This is a genomic window from Kordia aestuariivivens (assembly GCF_014397005.1).
GTDB classification, from domain to species: Bacteria; Bacteroidota; Bacteroidia; order Flavobacteriales; family Flavobacteriaceae; genus Kordia; species Kordia aestuariivivens.
Window position 1 is genome coordinate 312,319 of the sequence record NZ_JACGWS010000003.1, and the last position, 19,922, is coordinate 332,240.

Annotated in this window: 20 protein-coding genes; 3 read left to right on the forward strand and 17 right to left on the reverse strand. The window is 34.6% G+C overall.

Annotated elements, in window-relative coordinates:
- Positions 1-127: 127 nt before the first annotated feature.
- Both H2O64_RS06855 and H2O64_RS06860 read right to left on the reverse strand, forming a co-directional pair.
- Entirely contained in the window at positions 128-388 is a 261-nt protein-coding gene (locus tag H2O64_RS06855) for a class I lanthipeptide (RefSeq protein WP_187561424.1), read from the reverse strand.
- A gap of 19 nt (positions 389-407) precedes the next feature.
- Positions 408-668, reverse strand: coding sequence for a class I lanthipeptide (locus H2O64_RS06860; protein WP_187561425.1), 261 nt, complete (start codon positions 666-668; stop codon positions 408-410).
- A 290-nt stretch (positions 669-958) separates the two neighbouring features.
- Here H2O64_RS06860 and H2O64_RS06865 point away from each other — a divergent pair, with 290 nt between their 5' ends.
- A complete protein-coding gene (locus H2O64_RS06865; RefSeq protein WP_187561426.1) occupies positions 959-2,302 on the forward strand; it encodes a serine hydrolase domain-containing protein in 1,344 nt (447 codons plus the stop codon).
- 80 nt (positions 2,303-2,382) lie between these two features.
- Here the strand turns inward: H2O64_RS06865 and sufD are convergent, their stop codons facing one another.
- The 7 genes from sufD to H2O64_RS06900 form a co-directional block, all read right to left on the reverse strand.
- On the reverse strand, positions 2,383-3,702 hold the full coding sequence (gene sufD / locus H2O64_RS06870) for a Fe-S cluster assembly protein SufD (RefSeq protein ID WP_187561427.1): 1,320 nt from the start codon (positions 3,700-3,702) through the stop codon (positions 2,383-2,385).
- Positions 3,703-3,724: 22 nt separating this feature from the next.
- Positions 3,725-4,477 (reverse strand): Fe-S cluster assembly ATPase SufC, encoded by a 753-nt coding sequence (gene sufC, locus H2O64_RS06875; protein ID WP_187561428.1) that lies wholly within the window; start codon positions 4,475-4,477, stop codon positions 3,725-3,727.
- Between the two features lie 31 nt (positions 4,478-4,508).
- Positions 4,509-4,907, reverse strand: coding sequence for a hypothetical protein (locus H2O64_RS06880; RefSeq protein WP_187561429.1), 399 nt, complete (start codon positions 4,905-4,907; stop codon positions 4,509-4,511).
- A gap of 28 nt (positions 4,908-4,935) precedes the next feature.
- Positions 4,936-6,384, reverse strand: coding sequence for a Fe-S cluster assembly protein SufB (gene sufB, locus H2O64_RS06885; RefSeq protein ID WP_187561430.1), 1,449 nt, complete (start codon positions 6,382-6,384; stop codon positions 4,936-4,938).
- A 35-nt stretch (positions 6,385-6,419) separates the two neighbouring features.
- A complete protein-coding gene (locus H2O64_RS06890) occupies positions 6,420-6,812 on the reverse strand; it encodes a four helix bundle protein (protein ID WP_187561431.1) in 393 nt (130 codons plus the stop codon).
- Positions 6,813-6,850: 38 nt separating this feature from the next.
- Positions 6,851-7,180, reverse strand: a complete 330-nt coding sequence (locus H2O64_RS06895; RefSeq protein WP_187561432.1) for a HesB/IscA family protein — start codon at positions 7,178-7,180, stop codon at positions 6,851-6,853.
- 555 nt (positions 7,181-7,735) lie between these two features.
- Complete coding sequence (locus H2O64_RS06900) at positions 7,736-8,806, reverse strand: cytochrome-c peroxidase (protein WP_187561433.1); 1,071 nt, start codon at positions 8,804-8,806, stop codon at positions 7,736-7,738.
- A 179-nt stretch (positions 8,807-8,985) separates the two neighbouring features.
- On the opposite strand from H2O64_RS06900, the gene H2O64_RS06905 reads away from it, so the two are divergent.
- Positions 8,986-9,180 (forward strand): hypothetical protein, encoded by a 195-nt coding sequence (locus H2O64_RS06905; protein ID WP_187561434.1) that lies wholly within the window; start codon positions 8,986-8,988, stop codon positions 9,178-9,180.
- Between the two features lie 76 nt (positions 9,181-9,256).
- Here H2O64_RS06905 and H2O64_RS06910 read toward each other — a convergent pair whose 3' ends face one another.
- The 6 genes from H2O64_RS06910 to H2O64_RS06935 all read right to left on the reverse strand — a co-directional run bounded on the left by H2O64_RS06910 (position 9,257) and on the right by H2O64_RS06935 (position 17,274).
- On the reverse strand, positions 9,257-9,883 hold the full coding sequence (locus tag H2O64_RS06910; protein WP_187561435.1) for a response regulator transcription factor: 627 nt from the start codon (positions 9,881-9,883) through the stop codon (positions 9,257-9,259).
- Entirely contained in the window at positions 9,880-12,669 is a 2,790-nt protein-coding gene (locus H2O64_RS06915) for a sensor histidine kinase (protein ID WP_187561436.1), read from the reverse strand. Before H2O64_RS06915 ends, H2O64_RS06910 begins: the two co-directional genes overlap by 4 nt.
- A 146-nt stretch (positions 12,670-12,815) precedes the next feature.
- Entirely contained in the window at positions 12,816-13,787 is a 972-nt protein-coding gene (locus H2O64_RS06920; RefSeq protein ID WP_187561437.1) for an SMI1/KNR4 family protein, read from the reverse strand.
- Between the two features lie 80 nt (positions 13,788-13,867).
- Positions 13,868-14,626 carry an MbnP family protein gene (locus H2O64_RS06925; protein WP_187561438.1) on the reverse strand — a complete coding sequence of 253 codons (759 nt, stop codon included), beginning with the start codon at positions 14,624-14,626 and terminating at the stop codon, positions 13,868-13,870.
- A 2-nt stretch (positions 14,627-14,628) separates the two neighbouring features.
- Positions 14,629-16,014: a hypothetical protein gene (locus tag H2O64_RS06930; protein ID WP_187561439.1), complete on the reverse strand. Its 1,386-nt coding sequence runs from the start codon at positions 16,012-16,014 to the stop codon at positions 14,629-14,631.
- Between the two features lie 3 nt (positions 16,015-16,017).
- Complete coding sequence (locus H2O64_RS06935; protein ID WP_187561440.1) at positions 16,018-17,274, reverse strand: choice-of-anchor B family protein; 1,257 nt, start codon at positions 17,272-17,274, stop codon at positions 16,018-16,020.
- Positions 17,275-17,553: 279 nt separating this feature from the next.
- Here H2O64_RS06935 and thiL point away from each other — a divergent pair, with 279 nt between their 5' ends.
- Positions 17,554-18,606 (forward strand): thiamine-phosphate kinase, encoded by a 1,053-nt coding sequence (gene thiL, locus H2O64_RS06940; protein WP_187561441.1) that lies wholly within the window; start codon positions 17,554-17,556, stop codon positions 18,604-18,606.
- A gap of 36 nt (positions 18,607-18,642) precedes the next feature.
- Here the strand turns inward: thiL and H2O64_RS06945 are convergent, their stop codons facing one another.
- Both H2O64_RS06945 and H2O64_RS06950 read right to left on the reverse strand, forming a co-directional pair.
- On the reverse strand, positions 18,643-18,882 hold the full coding sequence (locus H2O64_RS06945; RefSeq protein ID WP_187561442.1) for a hypothetical protein: 240 nt from the start codon (positions 18,880-18,882) through the stop codon (positions 18,643-18,645).
- A gap of 245 nt (positions 18,883-19,127) precedes the next feature.
- Positions 19,128-19,910, reverse strand: a complete 783-nt coding sequence (locus H2O64_RS06950; protein ID WP_187561443.1) for an alpha/beta fold hydrolase — start codon at positions 19,908-19,910, stop codon at positions 19,128-19,130.
- Between the last annotated feature and the right edge of the window lie 12 nt (positions 19,911-19,922).

The window sequence follows — 19,922 nt, forward strand, 5'->3', positions numbered from 1 at the left end:
GTTCTAGAATTTTCAATACTAGTTGAGTTTTTATTTAGTAGAAGTTATATCATAGTAATCACGATAAATAAAAAAAAGCTGCTTTTTACAGCAGCTTTCCTCAATATATAAATAAATTAGGTTGTTTTTAGCAAACAAAATTAGTTGGACAACCTGCAAGCGAACAATCTAAAGTTTTAATGCAACCACTATCCAAGGTTTGTTGGCAATCAATACGTAATGTCGGACAATCAAATTGTAGTGTTGGACAATTGAATCTTGTTGGACAAAATAGTGTTGGACAAGCGATAGAAACAATAGTTCCTCCACTTACTTGGCTCTCTTCTAAACTAGACACAACTTTTTTGTTAAGTGTTAACTTCTTTAAACTTTTTTTATTTTTTTTCATGATTTAAAATTTTAATGGATTAGAATGGACATGCTAAAGTGTTTATTGGACATGCAAGAGTTTCAATCGGACAAATTTGTGTCTCAATTGGGCAGATCCAAGTTGGTCTTGGACAAAACCTTGTTTCAATAGGGCAGATCCAAGTTCCAGGACAATTCAGCGTATTAATAGGACAAATATGTGTGGTAACAGCACCACCATTTGTCTGCTGAATTTCCAAGTTGGACACAACTTTTTTGTTCAGCGAAAGCTTTTTAAACGTTTTTTGTTTTTTTTTCATGGTTTGTAAGTTTTTAAAAGGTTTGTATTTCTTTTCCCGTTACGTAACAGTTTTACAAATTTCCTTCTATTTAATGAATTGATAAACAGCTTTATAGATACTTTTTTCGAGTGTTTTCCCTGTTTTGTTATAAGGAAAAACACCGCGAAAACAAGAAACTAACTTTCATTTTAATATATTTGAGTATCAAAATTCAGGAACCATGAAATGAACCATAATCATTGGTTGATAGTAACCGTGTGATTATAGGTGAATTCCATCTGAGAGGATTCATACATAAAAATAAACAGATGAAAAAAGTCTTAAAAATAGCTTTAGTACTTATTGTAATTCTTGCCGTTGTTGTCGCCTTTAATTATTCGCGTTTAAATATTATCTCTGGATATTCCGCAAAAAATATGAGTTCGTCTGTCTTTGTCGCGGAAAGGACTGTGGAATTTACAGATGCGACGGACAACAATTTTGGACCTATAAACATCGCTGAAGATGTCGTTGATGAATTCAAAAAATCTGCATCAGCATCTGTGTTTGGATTTATGGAACGAACCGCAGTTTACCGAAAAGGCTTGGGAAGTGTACTTATTGATGATGACTACGATATATTACAAGAAACGCCAGTACCATACCGAACAAATATTGCACGAATGTCTTCATATCCTTATGGAAGTATGAAGCAAAAAGATACTATATTTTCAAATGTTGATTACGATAAGATTAATAATGCTGTCAATTACGCTTTCGCGAAAGAAAACGGAGAAGATGTCAAAAAAACACGCGCAGTTTTAGTCATTTATAAAGATCAAATACTGGCAGAACAATACGCAACTGGTTTTAACAAAGATTCTAGAATATTAGGCTGGTCTATGACCAAAAGTTTGTTAAGTACCATGTTTGGAGTACTACAATATCAAGGAAAAATTAATGTTTGGGACAAAGCTCCAGTTGAAGCTTGGGAAAATGATGAGCGCAACCAAATAACCATTCACAATTTACTACAAATGAATAGTGGTTTGGAATGGGAAGAAGATTACGGTAAAATATCAGATGTGACTAAAATGTTGTTTTTGGACAAAGACATGACAAAATCGCAAGCAGAAAAACCATTGGTTGGTACCCCAAACGAAACTTGGTATTATTCTTCTGGAACTTCTAACTTACTTTCAGGGATCTTGCGAAAGCAATTTAGCAGGCATCAAGACTACTTAAATTATCCGTATGTTGACTTCATTGATAAAATAGGAATGCACTCCATGTTAATTGAAGCTGATATGGAAGGAAATTATGTAGGTTCGTCGTATGCTTGGGCAAATGCACGCGATTGGGCAAAATTTGGATTGCTCTACTTACATAGAGGTAATTGGAACGGCACACAAATATTTGATGATTCTTGGGTAGATTATGTGACGAAACCAACACCAACATCTGATGGACGTTATGGAGCGCACTTTTGGTTAAATGCTGGCGGATATCATCCAGATGTGCCAAAAGATATGTATTCGGCAAACGGATATCAAGGACAACGCGTATACATTATTCCATCAAAAGATTTAGTAATTGTACGTTTTGGATTGGTCGGTAGCGATGGAATGGATTTCAATAAATTTCTAAGTGAAATTACTACGGCAATTGAGTAGAGATAACATTTTTCAGATATATTCCACAAAAAAATCCCAAAGCGTTTGCTTCGGGATTTTAATTTCTTGTCTTTCCTTTTTTATAAATCGAATCCTAAATTAACGCCTAATTTTTGAGCGATTAATTTATTGATTCGGGATTTAAGAGCGTTTATCTTCACACTTTCTAAAACGTTATTCGCAAAAGCGTAGGTTAGTAATGCTTTGGCCTCTTTCTTAGGAATTCCGCGTGAACGCATATAAAATAAAGCATCTTTATCTAACTGACCAATGGTACAACCGTGCGAACATTTTACATCATCTGCAAAAATTTCTAGTTGAGGTTTAGTGTTAATAGTTGCTTTATCGTCTACTAAAATATTATTATTTGCCTGGAATGCATTTGTCTTTTGTGCTTCCTTTTCCACCACAACTTTTCCGTTGAAAACTCCCGTAGAACGATCAGCAAAAATACCTTTGTAATCTTGGTGACTTTCACAATTTGGTTCAATATGATGTACCAATGTGTTGTGATCTACATGTTGCTTATCACCAATGATGGTAATTCCTTTCATGGTAGAATCAATATGTTCTCCTTTTTGGAAGAATTGTAAATTGTTACGAACTAACTTTCCACCAAACGAAAATGTATGTACAGAAGCGTGACTGCTTTGCTTTTGAGAAATATAAGTATTGTCGATCAAAGACGCATCTTGATTGTCATTTTGAATCTTATAATAATCAATAATAGCACGCTTGTTTGCGAAAATTTCAGTGACCGAATTTGTCAATACAACATTTGATGTCAAACTTTGATGACGCTCAATGATTTGTACATGTGAATTTTCATCAACTACGATTAAATTTCGTGGTTGCAGCATCAGAGAAGTTTCATTTCCAGTAGAAAAGTGAATGATTTGAATTGGTTTTTCTACTACTTTGTTTTTTGGAATGTGAATGTATGCACCTTCCGAAGCAAACGCTGTATTTAACGACGTTAAACTATGATCCGCTTTTGCAGCTTTGTTATAATACGAATCAATAATGATTTTATACTTAGGCATGCTCAATGCAGCGCTCATTAGACACACATCAATTCCGTCATGTGTAGTTTCCGAAAGGAAAGAACTATATTTTCCATCGATAAATACAATTTTATACGTATCAATATCGTGAATAAAATATTTTTTAACTTCTTTAAATTCGATTGCTGTTTCTTGTTGTGGAGAAATACTATAATCGTGCTTTAATAAAGCATTGAGTGAAGTATATTTCCAGTCTTCATCTTTTTTTGAAGGAAACCCTTTTTCCTGAAACGTTTTAATGGCTTCATTCCTGATTCCATGTAGGTTTTTAGATTCATCGTTTACACGATCTTCAAAAACCATAAAGGATGACAATAATTTATCTTTTAACTCCATCTATTTCTTTTGTAATCGATTTTTAAATTGTCGCTTCTTGCTTGATCCAGTCGTATCCTTTTTCTTCTAATTCTAAGGCTAATGCTTTCGTGCCCGATTTTACAATTTTTCCATCGTGTAAAACGTGTACAAAATCAGGTTCGATATAATCTAACAAACGTTGGTAGTGTGTAATGATGATTACGGCGTTGTCTTTACTTCGTAATTTATTTACACCATTTGCAACAATTCGCAACGCATCAATATCCAAACCAGAATCAGTTTCATCTAAGATGGCTAATTTTGGTTCTAGCATTGCCATTTGGAAAATTTCGTTACGTTTCTTTTCTCCACCAGAAAATCCTTCATTTAATGAACGAGAAAGGAATTTTCTATCAATCTCTAACAATTCAGCTTTCTCGCGAATTTTCTTTAACATTTCGCTTGCTGGCATATCTTCTAAACCTTGTGCTTTACGGGTTTCGTTGATCGCTGTTTTTACAAAGTTTGTCACAGAAACTCCAGGAATTTCTACAGGATACTGAAACGATAGAAAAACACCTTGATGTGCGCGTTCTTCTGGACCTAATTCTTCAATATTTTCACCATTTAAAAAGATTTCTCCATCGGTAACTTCATATTCTTCTTTTCCTGCAATTACAGCAGATAAGGTACTTTTTCCTGATCCGTTTGGTCCCATGATTGCATGTACTTCTCCTGCGTTTACTTCAAGGTTGATTCCTTTAAGAATTCCCTTATCTTCAATACCTGCGTGTAGATTTTTTATGTGTAACATTCTAATGCTTATTATATTTTTTTAAAACGAATTATTGATTGTTTTTGATGATAATAGTACCATCTTCACCATTACGTGGCTCTTGTACAGAAATGATTTCTTTTACTTCGATGATTTCTGGCCAAGCATTTTCAATTGTATTTACTTTCTTGAGACCTTTGATAACCACAGGAACCATGTCGTGATCTTGTTTTTTATATACTTTACACTTTTCGTTAAGTGCAAACATCTGATCGTCCACAACGACTCCGTACATTTGATCTCCAGCGGCTTGAAAAACGGCTGCTTTTTCACTTTCTAAGTATAAAAACATACCCGAAAACGTTTCGTACTGTGAAGCAGTTTCTGTAACTGTTTCGGTTGATTTGGAGTCGTTTTTACAACTTAGTGTCAATACGCATAATGCGAATACGAAATAAATTTTTCTCATGTTTTGTGGTGTTTTGTTTTGTGATTTATTATCCAACGGATCCTTCTAATGAAATTTCTAATAATTTTTGTGCTTCCACAGCAAATTCCATTGGCAACTTGTTCAATACGTCTTTACTGAAACCATTTACAATTAACGCAATTGCTTTTTCGGTATCAATTCCACGTTGGTTGCAATAGAAAATTTGATCTTCTCCAATTTTACTAGTGGTTGCTTCGTGTTCTATTTGTGCAGATTTATTTTTTACTTCAATGTATGGAAACGTGTGTGCGCCACATTGATTTCCCATCAAGAGTGAATCACACTGTGAAAAGTTACGTGCATTTTCTGCTTTAGAAGCAATTTGCACTAAACCTCTATAACTGTTTTGCGACTTTCCAGCAGAAATACCTTTAGAAATAATGGTACTTCTAGTGTTTTTTCCAAGATGAATCATCTTCGTTCCTGTATCAGCTTGTTGATGATTGTTTGTGACAGCAATTGAGTAAAATTCTCCAATTGAATAATCACCTTTTAAGATACAACTTGGATATTTCCATGTAACAGCTGAACCTGTTTCTACTTGTGTCCAAGATATTTTTGCGCCTTTTTCGCACAATCCTCTTTTGGTCACAAAGTTAAAAACGCCACCTTTTCCTTCTGCATTTCCAGGATACCAGTTTTGCACAGTAGAATATTTAATTTCTGCATCATCCATAGCAATGAGTTCTACAACTGCTGCATGCAATTGGTTTTCATCACGTGATGGTGCTGTACAACCTTCTAAGTAGCTTACATAGCTTCCTTCGTCAGCAATAAGAAGTGTACGTTCAAACTGACCAGTTCCTGCTTGATTGATTCGGAAATAGGTTGATAATTCCATCGGACAACGAACGCCTTTTGGAATGTAACAAAATGAACCATCTGTAAAAACCGCCGAATTTAACGCCGCGTAGAAGTTGTCTTTGGTAGGAACAATAGTTCCCATGTATTTTTTAACCAATTCTGGATGCTCTTGAATGGCTTCCGAAATAGGGCAGAAGATAATTCCTTTTTCTGCCAAGGTCTTTTTGAATGTAGTAGCAACCGAAACTGAATCTACTACGATATCAATGGCAACACCTTGTAGTTTTTTTTGTTCATCAATAGAAATTCCAAGTTTTCTATACATTTCCAACAACTCAGGATCCACATCATCCATAGTTTTATTTGGATCTGCTTGTTTTGGAGCTGAATAATAAGAAATCGCTTGAAAATCGGGTTTAGTATAGTGTACATTTGCCCATTCAGGTTCTTCCATTTCCGACCAAACTCTGAATGCTTCCAAACGCCAATCAGTCATCCATTGTGGCTCATTTTTCTTTTTCGAAATAGCTCTTACAATATCTTCATTAAGACCAATAGGAAATGTGTCACTTTCAATGTCTGTATAAAATCCGTACTCGTACTCTTTGGTTTCGAGCTCTTTTTGTAATTCTTCTTCAGTATACTTACTCATTCTTTCTTTTTTGTTCAAAGTTTAAAGTTCAATATTTAAGGTTGCTTACTCTTGTATTTGCTTCCTTTCATTTCACTTTTTGACAAATAATTTATAAATGCGCTAATTTTTTTACTCAAAACAAGTGTTGCTGTTTTTAATGTTTCACTTGTAATATATTTTCTATCTACAATTCTATATAACTGCGATCTTGTTTCGCCACAAGAAGCTTTTGCTATTGATAAGAATTGTATAAATTCTCTATTTCCATTTCGTTCAAATCCTTCTGCAATATTGTCCATAATGGAACCTGAAGAAGCATTGATTTGATTGTAAAGTTTATAATCGGTTTTTAAATCGCTTTGTTTTGCAATTTCAAAGATATCTTGACAAAGTTTTCGAGCTAGTTTCCAAATTTCTAAATCTTCAAACTGTTTTATAGTTGCCATACGAATCTAACCTTGAACTTAAAACTTTAAACCTTGAATTATAAGGAGAACGATTCTCCACAACCACACGTACGTTGTGCATTTGGGTTGTTAAAAACGAATCCACTTCCGTTTAATCCTCCAGAATATTCTAAGGTAGTTCCTACGAGATACAAGAAGCTTTTTTTGTCTACAATAATTTTTACACCATTGTCTTCAAATACTTTATCTTCTTCTGCTTTGTTTTTGTCAAACGTAAGATCGTATGATAGTCCGGAACATCCACCACTTTTTACGCCTACACGAATGTAATCGTTTGTAGCGTTAAAACCATCATCAGTCATAAGTTCAACTACTTTTTTACGGGCTGTGTCTGAAACTGTTATCATTTTTTAGTAGGGTTTATTTAATATGCAAAGATAGGTTATTTGCCGCTTTTTTAGAAGAAACCTAACATTTATATAACATATTTTGCCATAGAGTTTATTGATGGTGTTTTTATTTCTTGATTTATTCGTAAAATTTCCCGTCAAACTAAATCCTTTATTTGAATTTTAATTCAATGATTTCTTTCGCTTTTAAGCATTTAACGTGATGATATTGTTAAAGTTATAAGAATATTCTCTAAAATCAAAATGAAATTTCAGTTGTAGATTCTGTTTTTTGAAACCGCACAAAGGATAGCAGTGAAAATCCCGCAGCGCAGCGAGGAATCAAATCCAGATAATGCATTAGAAAATCTATTACGTATTTGAACTACTTCAAATACGAACGCTTTGCTGCGTTTTTTAATTTAACCATAGCATTGCTATGCAAAAATTAAGAAAACACTCGTATTCTTAATAGTTCAAACCTTCATTACGAAGTTCTAATACATTATCTGGATGTAGGCGTATAGCCCCCGACGGCAACTTTTTTGTTGGCGATGCGCCCAAATTATATTTTTAAAACTCCGAAAATCGATTGTCAAAGATGAAATCTGCGTCTGTGAGTGTTTTGAGGAAATCAATAATGCGTGCTTTTTCGTCGTCGGTCATTGGAATTCCAAGTGTTCCATCGGTTTGACGTAAAGATTCGTCTACGTTTTCTGTGTCGTTGATTCCAGTTCGGTAATGTTCTAAAACTTGCTCTAAACTTGTAAAACGTCCGTCGTGCATGTACGGAAAGGTAACTTCAATGTTGCGGAGATTGGGAACTTTAAATTTGTAATTATCTCCCGGAAGCCCCGTAACACGTGCGCGTCCGATATCGTTATATTCAGGGTTAATTGCCAAACCATTGTTGCGATATGATTGATCAGTAAATAAATCTGTTGCATGACAGGAAGCACATTTTTGACTGAATAATTCCATGCCTTGCGTTTCGTTTGCCGTTAAGGTTACGTTTCCTTCGTTGCGACGAAATTTGTCGTATTTGCTATTGGAAGTCACCATCATAATCATGAATTGTGACAGTGCTTTTAGTATATTTTCTGAGTTGATTTCTCCATTTTCAAATGCTTCGCGAAACAAACGCGGATAATCAGGATGCGCTTCGAGTTTGGCAATGACATTGGTGAACGTTTCATTCATTTCTAGTTCGTTCGTAATGGGGATAATCGGTTGTAAATCGAGATGAATTGCTGCGCCGTCCCACGTAAATTCGTTCTGAAACGCCAAATTGTGAAGCGGTTGTGCATTTCGGTTTCCCAACGCGCCATCGACTCCGTGACTGATAATATGTGTGTGATGTGTAAATGCAAATTCTTGAATGTGACAAAACCCGCAAGCAACCACATTATCTGACGCCATACGACCTTCATAAAATAAACGTCTTCCGAGTTCAAAACCTGTTTCTGTTGGCGCATTTCCTTCTACATCATATACTAAAGGTGGAAAATTTGAAGGCACATTAAATTCAAGACGCACGTTGCTAAACTCGCCAGCTTCTTGCGCAGGAATTTCTTCATACGGTTCGTTTTTGCAGGAAGCAAGTAAGCAAATCAGTAAGATATATGCGTAATACTTAAATTTCATTTGTAATATTTCATAGCTATCGCTAAGGTATCAAATGTGTGATGATCAAACAAGAAACTTAACATTTTACGCCGTTTTTTACTGATTTGAGTAATTTTTTGAAAGAATCATACAGTTTGCAGGATTAAACGCTTCTAAGTAGTAGCTACTTTTGGGTTAAACATTAAAACATAGAAATTATGAAAAAACAAAATTTTAAAACAGGATTAAACTTGAAGAAACAATTAGTCTCTAATTTGACAACAGATCAAGTTTTAGGTGGAGTTGTAGGAAGTACTATTGGTGGCCCTACTTGTAAAGAGTCACGATTAAGCGTATGTCCTACAGAAAGAACACAAACACAATGCGCGAATTGTGATTCTTGGTATTGCTAAACTTATGGTTTTGCCTTAGAAATACTCACAGTTGTAACAGATCAGTTTTAGGTTTATAGTTGCACTGTGAGTTTTTTTAAATCATCTTTTTCTCGTTAGCAAGTTGTATGGCTTCTGCTTTTGAGTTGACATGTAGTTTTTGATAAATGTTCCGAATGTGTGTGCGAACCGTCGTTTTAGAAATAAACAATTCTTCCGCAATGGTGCTGTATGTTTTTCCTTTGGCAAGAAGCGTTAAAACTTCTTTTTCGCGTTTAGATAAAGTATTATCCTGATGATTTAATTGAAAAGATTCTACGACCATTTTCGCAATATTATTGCTCATTGGAGCACCACCTTTTTCTAAATCGCTCAAGGCTTTGTTGAGTTCTGGCAATCCTAAACTTTTCGTTAAATACCCACAAGCGCCCGCTTTTAGCGCTTCAAAAACCATATTACTATCTTCAAAAACGGTTACGATAATCAGTTCGGTTTTTGGAAATTGTTGTTTTATTATTTTTGTCCCGTTAATTCCATTGATGCCAGGTAATCCGATGTCCATTAATACAATATCTGGATGATTTCCTGTTTTAAAATCTTCCAAAGCTGCTTCAAAACTTCCATAAGCACCTAATAAAAAATAACCGTCTAGTTGTTGAATGTATGCGGCAATGTTTTCTCTGAAAATTGTATTGTCTTCAATGATAGAAATATATTTTTTCATAATTCTTCTGTGTTATAAAATTCTTCTTTTAAATCTAAGGTAAATGTGTAAAAAACACCTGCTACTTTTTCAATGTCCATTTCAGCATTGATCATTTCCATGCGTTTTTTAATATTTTTCAATCCGTTTCCACTGGTTGATGAACTATTGTCAAAACCAATTCCATTATCTTGAATTTGAATGGTAAATAAATGTCCGTCTAAATAGGTTTTAAAAACTACTTTTGTTGCTTGTGAATGATTGATAATGTTTGCCAATATTTCTTTATACGCCAAAATGATGTTTCTGCTTTTTACGTATGAAATGTCAATTGGAATGATGTCTATTTCGAGATATAGAAAGTCAATTTCGTCAAAAAGGTCAAAGAAATTTTCGCCATAATCACGGAGATATTTACACAAACTTTCAATATTGTTATTTTTTGGATTGAGTGACCAAACAAAATCTTTTGCTGTGTGATAAATTTCTTTGGAAAGCGAAGCAATTTTGTCAATTTTGGGCGAAGGAACTTTTTCGCTGTGTTTTAAATTGTTTGACAAACCAATGACAGAAGCAATATTATTTCCAATTTCATCATGAAAGTCGCGCGCAATTTCTTCCCGTAAGTTTTCTACTTTATGCTCAAAAAATATGCGTTTGTTGATTTCGTTAGATAAAATTTCATTTCTGCGTTTAATCACGCGTAAGCGATACCATAAAAACCCAAATAATAAGAAGGTGATGATTCCAAATATAAAAATTTTGATCACGGTAATTTGATACCATTTGGGTGATATATTAAACTGAAATGTCTCCGGAATAGACCATTCGCTATTGATATGCTTTCCACGAAAAGAAACGGTATAATCACCTGGTTTTAAGCTGCTCATTTCAAGTTGCTTGTGCTGAAGTTTTCTCCAATCGGTATTGTTTATTTTATATTCAAAAAGAACGGCTTCTGGAAAATGTCGTGTGCTACTTTTAAAGTGAAGTAATGCGTGATCGTTTTGAATATTTTTTTGATCAATTTCAATTTTTGGTGGCAATGTAATATCAAGCAAAGCAGGATTGAACTCCATAATTCCGTTTCCTGAAATTATCCAAATAATTCCTTTTCGATCTTGATAAAAAGAATATATATTATCCGAATTGGTGCCGTTTTTTGTGTTAAAATGATATTTATAATTATCCGTTAGTACCCAAAAACCTTTATTTGTACCAAAGTAAATACGATTTTGTGCATCTACAAAAGTTGCATTAATATAAATGTCTTCTTCGGTAAAAAGTAATGGCGAAATGTTGGTTTCGTCGTACTTATATGCTTCATACGGAGTGGTAATTAAGAGTTGATTTTTATGGATTGAAAAAGAACGAATAACCCGTTGTTGAAAGTTTTTTTGTAATATGGAATCTTCGGTGCGTTCCCAAACATCTACTTCATTTTTGATGAATTTTCGAATTCCATTTTGCGTTCCCAAATACACTTTATTTTTAAAAAAAATGCCCGTGTTGACTTTCTTATCATTATAATTGTATTCAATACAATAAATATCTTCGCATTCGCCATTGTGATTGCGACTTAGCCAGTATTTTGAATACAATAAAGTATCTTTCGCTTTGGCAAATAATATGTTATCAACTCTTGAATCGTTTATTATTTTTAAAGAGTCATTGTATAAATTTTCATGAGAAGAAAAATAGCGTTTGCCTCCAAATTCAAAAACTGTATTAAATCGAAATGGGTTTTTTTGTTGGATAAAGGTATCTTTTTCCTGAAGTGTATAGGAAACATTTTCTGTGGCAAAAACCATATTCCCAGCGGTATTTTCAAAGCTAAATTTAGGAACTGGAATTTGATAAGCTGTTTTGTGATATGATTTAATGATGGAAGGAAATAGTTTGTAAAACCCATCGCCATACACCGCAATATAAATCGTTTCTTGATCTACAAAAATATCACTAATACCATTTTTTATGGTCAAAATAGCGTCCATATTGATGATTTTAGAATAGGTTTCGTCAAAGGTAATAAGGTAAATGCTGTTGCGTTCCGCGCGATGGTTAAACTGTACTAAAATTTGTTGTTTTTTATACGATTTGATACATTTTATTGTATACGGTTTTTCAAAATGATGGGTTGTTTTTTGCGTAGGATTGAGCTTTGGTGACCAAGATAAGTTCCCTTCATTATCGCTGTAAAAAATAAATCCATCAATACTGTTGATGGCTTCAACATCAGAAGTAAATCCGTGATTAAATTCACGTTCTTTTTTGCCTTTCCAATTGTATTGTGAGATTGTTTTATGTTCACTTAAATAAATAGCTGAATTGTCAATAGCGAGTCGTCTAGTAGTATTAATACTATCAAGTTCAATCAAAGTGTCAATTTGAGAGCGTTCATTAAGTGCTAAAAACGAAATTCGCTGGTACGTATTGTAAATCAGACTTTTATCTTTGTTTTTTAGAATTCGATTAATGCGGAAAGGATATATGTTTTTAAGCTTCTTATTGTTTTTTGCTATTATTCCATCGAGCCAAGATCCAATATATAAAATACTATCTTTGGCGTTGAGTAATGAAACTGGATACCGAATTTCTTTTTTGTTGAGAATTTTACAATCAATTCCGTCAAAAGTAACCAAACCGCCATCGGTTGCAACGTAGATTTCCTCTTGAAATTTTTCAAAAGCAAACACATAATTATCAGGCAAACCATTTTCTACATTAAAATGTTGGGTTGTCCAATATTGCGCTTGTACTACAAAACAGCTCAAGACACAAACAATACTTGCGATAATTTTTTTCACGAAGGAAACGGTTAGTTTCCTTAAAAATAAGGATTATGTTACACATCGTATACTACAAGATGTAGTATTTATGATGTGATTATTTTCAATTGTCAATATTGTTGTACAGCACATTTGCAAATGCCTGTCATTACTTTTTAAACTTATTATTCGTACGGTTTTAATCTTTCGAGTATTGTATGTTCATATTCCGTAGTGAATTTTAGCCCTTTAAAAAACTTTTTTGTGATGTCTTGATTTGCTATTTTTTCATCCAACCAAGTACTGATAAAGCTAGGTGCGTAGCCGCCCGTATTTATTCCTCGATCTGTAAAAACAATCATCTTTGGATATGCTTTTTCAACATATTTACTTGCAGAAGAAACTTTTTTATTCTTGGTATATAAGTAAAATAAAGTATCATATATTAAATAGGAGAGCGGATCATCATGCAATGAAAAATAGCCTTTTTCTTTTGTGAGTTTAATGATAATAGTTCTCAATATTTTTTCAAAATCTTTTGTTTGAGTCGATTGAAAGAATTGCGTCAATATCGTTGAAAATCGTGCAGTTTCTAAGGCTTCTAATTGATTTACTAAATCTTCTTCAGAAGTGTCGTATTCATCGTAATCTACCAAACCACGAATAAAAGCTTCAAAATTCTTTGCAAGAAATGTAATTGTATAATCATATTCTTGATCAACATGCACAACTTCAGGCTCTCCGTCTTTACCACACTTTCTATAATCGAGCATAATCATATCATGTCCCGCAGAAGGACAATCGCAAATACAAATTCCAATAGTTGGATAGCCCCAATTATCGATCATGAATTGACTTCCTAAGTCTCCTGCTAGTGAATACTCTTTTTCACGACCAATTCCGAAAATTCCTGAAATTTGGACATGATCTTTTGACCAAGACGTAGATTCATCTGTTGGAAAACAAAAATTGACAGGAGTTCCGCCATTTTGAACTTTCATCATTTCAATGTATGATTTAGGAAGTTTATACCCTAATTCATTTTCAATTGATAGTATTAATTCATCACTTGGAGATTCGCTAACATAAGATTCTAATGCATATTCGTCATTGTCCCAAAATGTTGAAAAGTCAAAGTTTTCAAACGGTTTACTCATAAATTTTAATGATTGTGGATGTTTACAAAGACAGGATTTTTTATATAAATGTGCGCTGAAAGAAAAGTTTCTTATGCAGTTTATTGCGCACTAAATACGCTTTCTAAATTTTTAGCAATTTTTGGAGCGTTTACAGGATCGACTTGAATGTCGCTTACATCTTCTAATTTCATTTGATGCGTTGCGTCAATAATGTTTGCTACATACGCTTGAACAGCTACGGAAGCCGTATTTCCAGTGGTAATTGTAATGGATGATGTTAGCGGAAGTGTGACAAATTTATAATTGTCTAAATTGACTCCATGACTTCCCACATGAATTGCAAAAGGACTTTCGGTGCCACCTTGCGGTGTAAATACACCTTCAAATTTGATGAATTTATAACCTGCAGCCCAATTCCATAACATGCCAGCTTCTTCTGCTTGTGGTATAAAATTTAACACGCCGCCATCTAATGGATATTTAGATTGATCTACGCCAATACCAAACGCAATTTGTGTATAATTTCCAATAGGAATTCCAGTAAGATTCAAGTCTAAACTACTCGGATCTTCTTCGTTAATGATAAAATAAGAATCCTCTTTTGGGTATTCGAAAACGGTTCCGTTATCTTGAATCAATGCAATATTTGAAATGATATATTTTAACTCAGTTGTCAAAATGGTTTCATCGTTTTGATTGACGAATGTTGTGTTCCCTAAATTTAAGTCTTCATTTGCCGAAACACGATTGTCAAACGTAATTGTTGCCGCAGAAGTTTCAATCGGATCAGTATCGTCTTTACACGATGATACTACAATTAATAATGTAACTAAGAATATATATGCTATTTTTTTCATCACTATTTTATTTTGATAAGCAATGCATCTTTAATGCCTTTATTGAGGCTAATATCGCCGTCAGAACTTTGTGTATTTCCTGCTACGACTAGTTTTTCATCGGTTGTTTCTATAATTCCGTATGCAATATCGATTTGTGAACCGCCAAAATTTTTCTCCCAAAGTAAATTTCCAGCATCATTAATTTTAATCACCCAAAAATCATTTTGACCATAATTTGAATTTACATCTGCATTATTGCTTTTTGCACTTCCAACAATGGCAAATCCACCATCTTGTAATGGAGTAATTGCTCGTGCCGATTCAAAATCACTTCCACCGTATGTGCGTTCCCAAATCAGTGCGCCATCTGTATCACTTACTTTAATCACCCAAAAATCAGCAGAACCTTTTGGATTGGAAACATCGCCGTCAGAACTTCGTGTGTCACCAACTACAATGTAATTTCCGTCTGTAGTTTTTGCAATATCATAGCCAATTTCAATTCCTGTACCACCATACGATTGCTGCCAGATAAGATCGCCAGTATTGCTCAGTTTTACCACCCAAAAATCATAACTTCCTTTGCTATTTGTAATGTCAAAATCATCACTTTCCGAAGCACCTGCAATAATAAAATTGTTGTCGTTTGTTTCTAATGTACTATACGATCGATCGTTGTTAGTGCCGCCAAAATAGCGACTCCAAATAATTGTTCCGCTTGCGTCTAACTTATGACACCAATATTCGCCAACACCATGTTTTGCATTTGCAAAACTTCCATCACTAGTGGGTCTGCCAAAACTTCCGAGTCCGCCAGATGCTGTAATGTCTAAAAATCCGGTGGTAAAATAACCGCCATCACTTGTTTGTAAAATATCGTAGGCTTGATCGCTTCCAGAGAAACCCAAACTTTTTTCCCATTGAATGTTTCCAGTTGCGTCCAATTTTACTATCCATTGATCGTAAAAACCACTGTTTACAGTTACATCTTCGTCGCTACTTCTACTATATCCAGTAATGACAAATCCGCCATCAGCGGTAGCTTTGATCGCTTCTCCACGATCGTCTGCAGTGCCACCGTATGTTTTGTTCCAAAGTAAATTACCGTCAGCATCTAAACGAGCCACCCAATAATCATTTTGCTCGGAAGCATGGTCGGTAATATCACCATTAATACTTTCGGTAAAACCGACAATTGCATACCCGCCATCGGACGTCATGGCAATATCTTGCGCGGTATCTTCTTGCGAACCGCCAAGTGTTTTCAGCCATTCAATTTCACCTTGAAAACCAGTTATAGGAGGATTTGTCGTTTCTCCAGAAGTTCCATCATCTGATGCACAACTAACGACAAGAGCGAATATGAACGCTGCAATTAATTTAAAATATGTGTGATTTCTTCTCATGAATTAATCTGTACTTTTTCGAATGATAAATAAGCCAGAATTGATATCGCTTACTACAATATTTCCACTTTCAAAATACGGATATATATTCCAAGCACCACTAAATATAGCTTGGTCACCTGTTGGAAATGTATCAAAAAAGCCTATTTCCTCAATTAGGTTTCCGTCAATATTTGAAATATCTAATATGCGAACACCAGCCGTATAATTTGCCAAGAAAAATGTATCGCCTTTTGCATATCCGTTATGATCAATCGCCGTTGTTGGGCCTGTGTATGACATTTTTACTGAAGGATTGTCTAAATCTTGAAAATCAAACACAATGCTTCGCGAGTTGAATCCGGTATTTATTTCGTCTAGTTCATCGCCTACAATAAAATAACGCTGATCTTCCGTAAACCAACCTTGATGTGTATAACCGATATCCGTATATGCAATTGTTGATAACTGAATTGGATTGTTTTTATCAGATATATCGACAATTACAACTTCGTTTGTATTACTTCCGATTAGTAATTCTTTTCCAATATGTTCTGTGTCGGGTCCGTTATACGTTACAACTTGTGCATCGTGTGAATACGCATCATTAGGATATCCGCCAGCTGCCACAGGATTTGTAGGGTTTTGAATGTTTACAAAATGTGGACCTCCGCTAAAAGAAAAAGTAGAATCATCTAAAGTCATAGCGCCAACTGCATACGCAAAACCGCTTGTTTCATTAATGACAATATTGTGCGCGCTTCCAAAACCATCATACCATGCATCCGCAGTAAATATTTCTGGTGCATTTGTTACGTTTCGCAAACGTGTTAAATCAAATACTTGCATTCCATGACCTGGCGCTTCACTTACAACAAACGCATGATTGTTGTATACTTTAACATCTCTCCATGAACTTGCAACTGTTGCTGTGGGAAGTTTTCCTAAATAAATAGGATCTGTTGGATTTGTGATATCTACAAAAGAAGTATTTTCATCTGTTCCCATAAGTACATATTCTTTTCCGGTTTGCGGATCTGTCCAACCCCAAGAATCATTTCCTTTAGACGCACCAAAAATGCTTAGTGGCATCGTGCTCATTAAATCATAACCATCACATGAATATTGTCCTGCTAGGCCATTTTCGCAAAGAACTGCATTTGGAAACGCAATGGAATTTGGAGTTTGTCCTACTGTGATTGGTGCGTCGTCATCATTTGCGCATGCGCTAAATAATGCTATAGCAACTACTGCCGTTAAAATATGTGTGTATTTTTTCATGTTCAATTAATTGTTAAAATTGGAATATGGTTTTCGCTGAATTAGCGTACTGAATAGCTACAAGATTTTTTTTATGAATGTAAAAATAACTATTGAAAAGACTCATATATAAAGAAACTATCTGTATTCGTGACACATCAAAGGAAAAGAGCGCTTGGATAAAGCGTAGGTTTCGTGCAATATGTGTCATTTTTTTGGCTAATTTTGCGTTTTCAAATAGTCGAGGCTTAAAAACTGTGACTAAAATACAATTTAAACTTAAATAAATACTACTGCAGCATGTTAAAAGACAAGGGAGAACAACGAACATCTTTAGCGAGTTTGGGTGAATTTGGATTGATTGATCATTTGACAGCCAACCTAAAGTGTACGCAGCCTTCTACGGTGAAAGGAATTGGAGATGATGCCGCAGTGCTAGATTTTAAATCGAAAAAAATAGTAGTTTCTACAGATTTATTGGTAGAAGGTGTACATTTCGATTTGAGTTATATGCCGCTAAAACACTTAGGTTACAAAGCTATTGTAGTGAATCTTTCAGATATATACGCAATGAATGCAACTGCAACGCAAGTCACGGTTTCCATTGCAGTTTCAAATCGTTTTCCATTAGAAGCGTTGGAAGAATTGTACAAAGGAATTCAAATGGCTGCTGAGGTTTATAAAGTGGATGTTGTTGGTGGTGATACAACTTCCTCTACGAAAGGATTGTTAATTAGCGTTACCGCGATTGGAGAAGTAGAAGAAGAAAATATTACCTATCGAAATGGTGCCAAAGAAAACGATTTATTAGTCGTAACGGGCGATGTTGGTGGTGCATTTTTAGGATTGAAAGTATTACAGCGTGAAAAATCGGTGTTTGAAGTCAATCCGAACAATCAGCCAGATTTGGATATGTATACTTATATTATTGAGCGACAGTTGAAACCAGAAGCTCGAAAAGATATTTCAAAATTACTGCACGATTTAGATGTGAAACCTACCTCTATGATTGACATTAGCGATGGTTTGTCTTCCGAAATTATGCATTTATGTAAACAGTCGAAAGTTGGATGTAATTTATACGAAGATAAAATTCCGTTAGATCCGCAAGTGATTTCTACTTGTGAAGAATTTAATATAGACAGCACAATGGTGGCGTTGAGTGGCGGCGAAGATTACGAATTGCTATTCACCGTTCGTCAAGAAGATTTTCCAAAAATAAAAGCAAATCCAAATTTTTCTATCATTGGTCACATAACAGAAGCGCGCGAAGGAATTCACTTGGTGACAAGAGCTAATACAAAGATTCCGTTAAAAGCACAAGGTTGGAATGCAATGGATGAGCAGGAATAATTCTAAATTCAGAACTTAAAACGTTGAACACGAAGTTTAGTAAGCGTGATTTTTCTTTTTGTGGAAAGAAATTAAAGTTTCATTGATATCTTTTAGTTGAGGTGTCAATGAAGTAATTCCTCCTTTGTCATCATTTGTAGCTTCACAATTGCATAACATGCATTGATATTCATTTACGTGTGATGTAATTTGTTTAGTAACTCTGTAGCGATGTCCGAAAATGTTGCAGTACAATTTTCCGATGGAGAAAGTAGTTTTGATGTGATTTGTATCCATTGCGATAAGTAGGTTAAATAGTTTGTTTTGGGCACTTCGAATATACAAAACTGAAATTATTTATCCGATGAAAAGATGCATTTTTTAGACGAATAGCACTTTTTCTAAAGTTGAATGGTAAAGTGAAAAATCAATTCTTTCGTTGTTAATTTTAATTTCTTTAAAATATAAAATGTATTTTCTTACTTAGAAATCATTTTGAATGACAGATAGCTTTTTTTGGAGTAATTTTCGCTTTCGCCAAACTAATTTCTCACAAAATCACGAAGCGCAAAGATCAATTCGTCTTTGTTTTCAATATGACTCATGTGTCCGTCTGGAAAAATACGAACGTCAACTTCCGAATTTTTTGTTTGATCGATTAATGCTTCGTAGGCTAAAATTGGATCGCGTTTGCCAATAATCATCATTTTTTTATAGGGCGAAAAGTGCAATAAAATTTCACGGTCTTCCCTTATTTTCATGCCTTCCAACGCAGCCACAATTCCTTGTAATGAAATTGTCAACGCTTCTTTTTTGACTTCTTTGATGGTTTCTGCGAAGATTTTACGGTTTTTTGGTCTGAATAAATTTGAAATTGCAATTCGTATAAATTGTGTATGATTGTGCTTTACAGCAATAATGGCACGATCACGATTGACCTTTCGTTCCGCACTATCGGCTCTTGTCGTAGAATTAATCAAACATAAACCTTTTATATAATCTGGGTACATTTCGGCGAAAGCCAGTGCTACATAACCGCCCATAGAATGACCCGCCAAGTGAATTTTGCGCAAGCGCAACGCTTTTATTACGGCAAAAACAGATTCTGCTATTTCTTCCATCGTGTGAATATATCCGATACATTCCGTATGTCCATGACCTAACAAATCGATCGTAATGACTTTGTGTGTCTTAGAAAATAGCTCGATGTATGATTCCCACATCGTACTCGTTTCTAAAAAACCGTGTAATAATACCAACGCATTTCCTTGTCCAGAAACCGAGTAGGCAATTTCTATATTTTTATAGGTCACAAACTGTTGCATCTCGCAAAAATA

Coding starts and splice junctions, on each gene's coding strand:
- H2O64_RS06950 (WP_187561443.1), bottom strand. CDS start 19,910: ATGCAACAGTTTGTGACCTATAAAAATATAGAAATTGCCTACTCGGTT.
- sufC (WP_187561428.1), bottom strand. CDS start 4,477: ATGTTACACATAAAAAATCTACACGCAGGTATTGAAGATAAGGGAATT.
- H2O64_RS06865 (WP_187561426.1), top strand. CDS start 959: ATGAAAAAAGTCTTAAAAATAGCTTTAGTACTTATTGTAATTCTTGCC.
- sufB (WP_187561430.1), bottom strand. CDS start 6,384: ATGAGTAAGTATACTGAAGAAGAATTACAAAAAGAGCTCGAAACCAAA.
- H2O64_RS06925 (WP_187561438.1), bottom strand. CDS start 14,626: ATGAAAAAAATAGCATATATATTCTTAGTTACATTATTAATTGTAGTA.
- H2O64_RS06945 (WP_187561442.1), bottom strand. CDS start 18,882: ATGGATACAAATCACATCAAAACTACTTTCTCCATCGGAAAATTGTAC.
- H2O64_RS06930 (WP_187561439.1), bottom strand. CDS start 16,014: ATGAGAAGAAATCACACATATTTTAAATTAATTGCAGCGTTCATATTC.
- H2O64_RS06910 (WP_187561435.1), bottom strand. CDS start 9,883: ATGAAAAAATATATTTCTATCATTGAAGACAATACAATTTTCAGAGAA.
- H2O64_RS06905 (WP_187561434.1), top strand. CDS start 8,986: ATGAAAAAACAAAATTTTAAAACAGGATTAAACTTGAAGAAACAATTA.
- H2O64_RS06880 (WP_187561429.1), bottom strand. CDS start 4,907: ATGAGAAAAATTTATTTCGTATTCGCATTATGCGTATTGACACTAAGT.
- H2O64_RS06920 (WP_187561437.1), bottom strand. CDS start 13,787: ATGAGTAAACCGTTTGAAAACTTTGACTTTTCAACATTTTGGGACAAT.
- H2O64_RS06860 (WP_187561425.1), bottom strand. CDS start 668: ATGAAAAAAAAACAAAAAACGTTTAAAAAGCTTTCGCTGAACAAAAAA.
- H2O64_RS06855 (WP_187561424.1), bottom strand. CDS start 388: ATGAAAAAAAATAAAAAAAGTTTAAAGAAGTTAACACTTAACAAAAAA.
- H2O64_RS06935 (WP_187561440.1), bottom strand. CDS start 17,274: ATGAAAAAATACACACATATTTTAACGGCAGTAGTTGCTATAGCATTA.
- H2O64_RS06895 (WP_187561432.1), bottom strand. CDS start 7,180: ATGATAACAGTTTCAGACACAGCCCGTAAAAAAGTAGTTGAACTTATG.
- sufD (WP_187561427.1), bottom strand. CDS start 3,702: ATGGAGTTAAAAGATAAATTATTGTCATCCTTTATGGTTTTTGAAGAT.
- H2O64_RS06900 (WP_187561433.1), bottom strand. CDS start 8,806: ATGAAATTTAAGTATTACGCATATATCTTACTGATTTGCTTACTTGCT.
- H2O64_RS06890 (WP_187561431.1), bottom strand. CDS start 6,812: ATGGCAACTATAAAACAGTTTGAAGATTTAGAAATTTGGAAACTAGCT.
- thiL (WP_187561441.1), top strand. CDS start 17,554: ATGTTAAAAGACAAGGGAGAACAACGAACATCTTTAGCGAGTTTGGGT.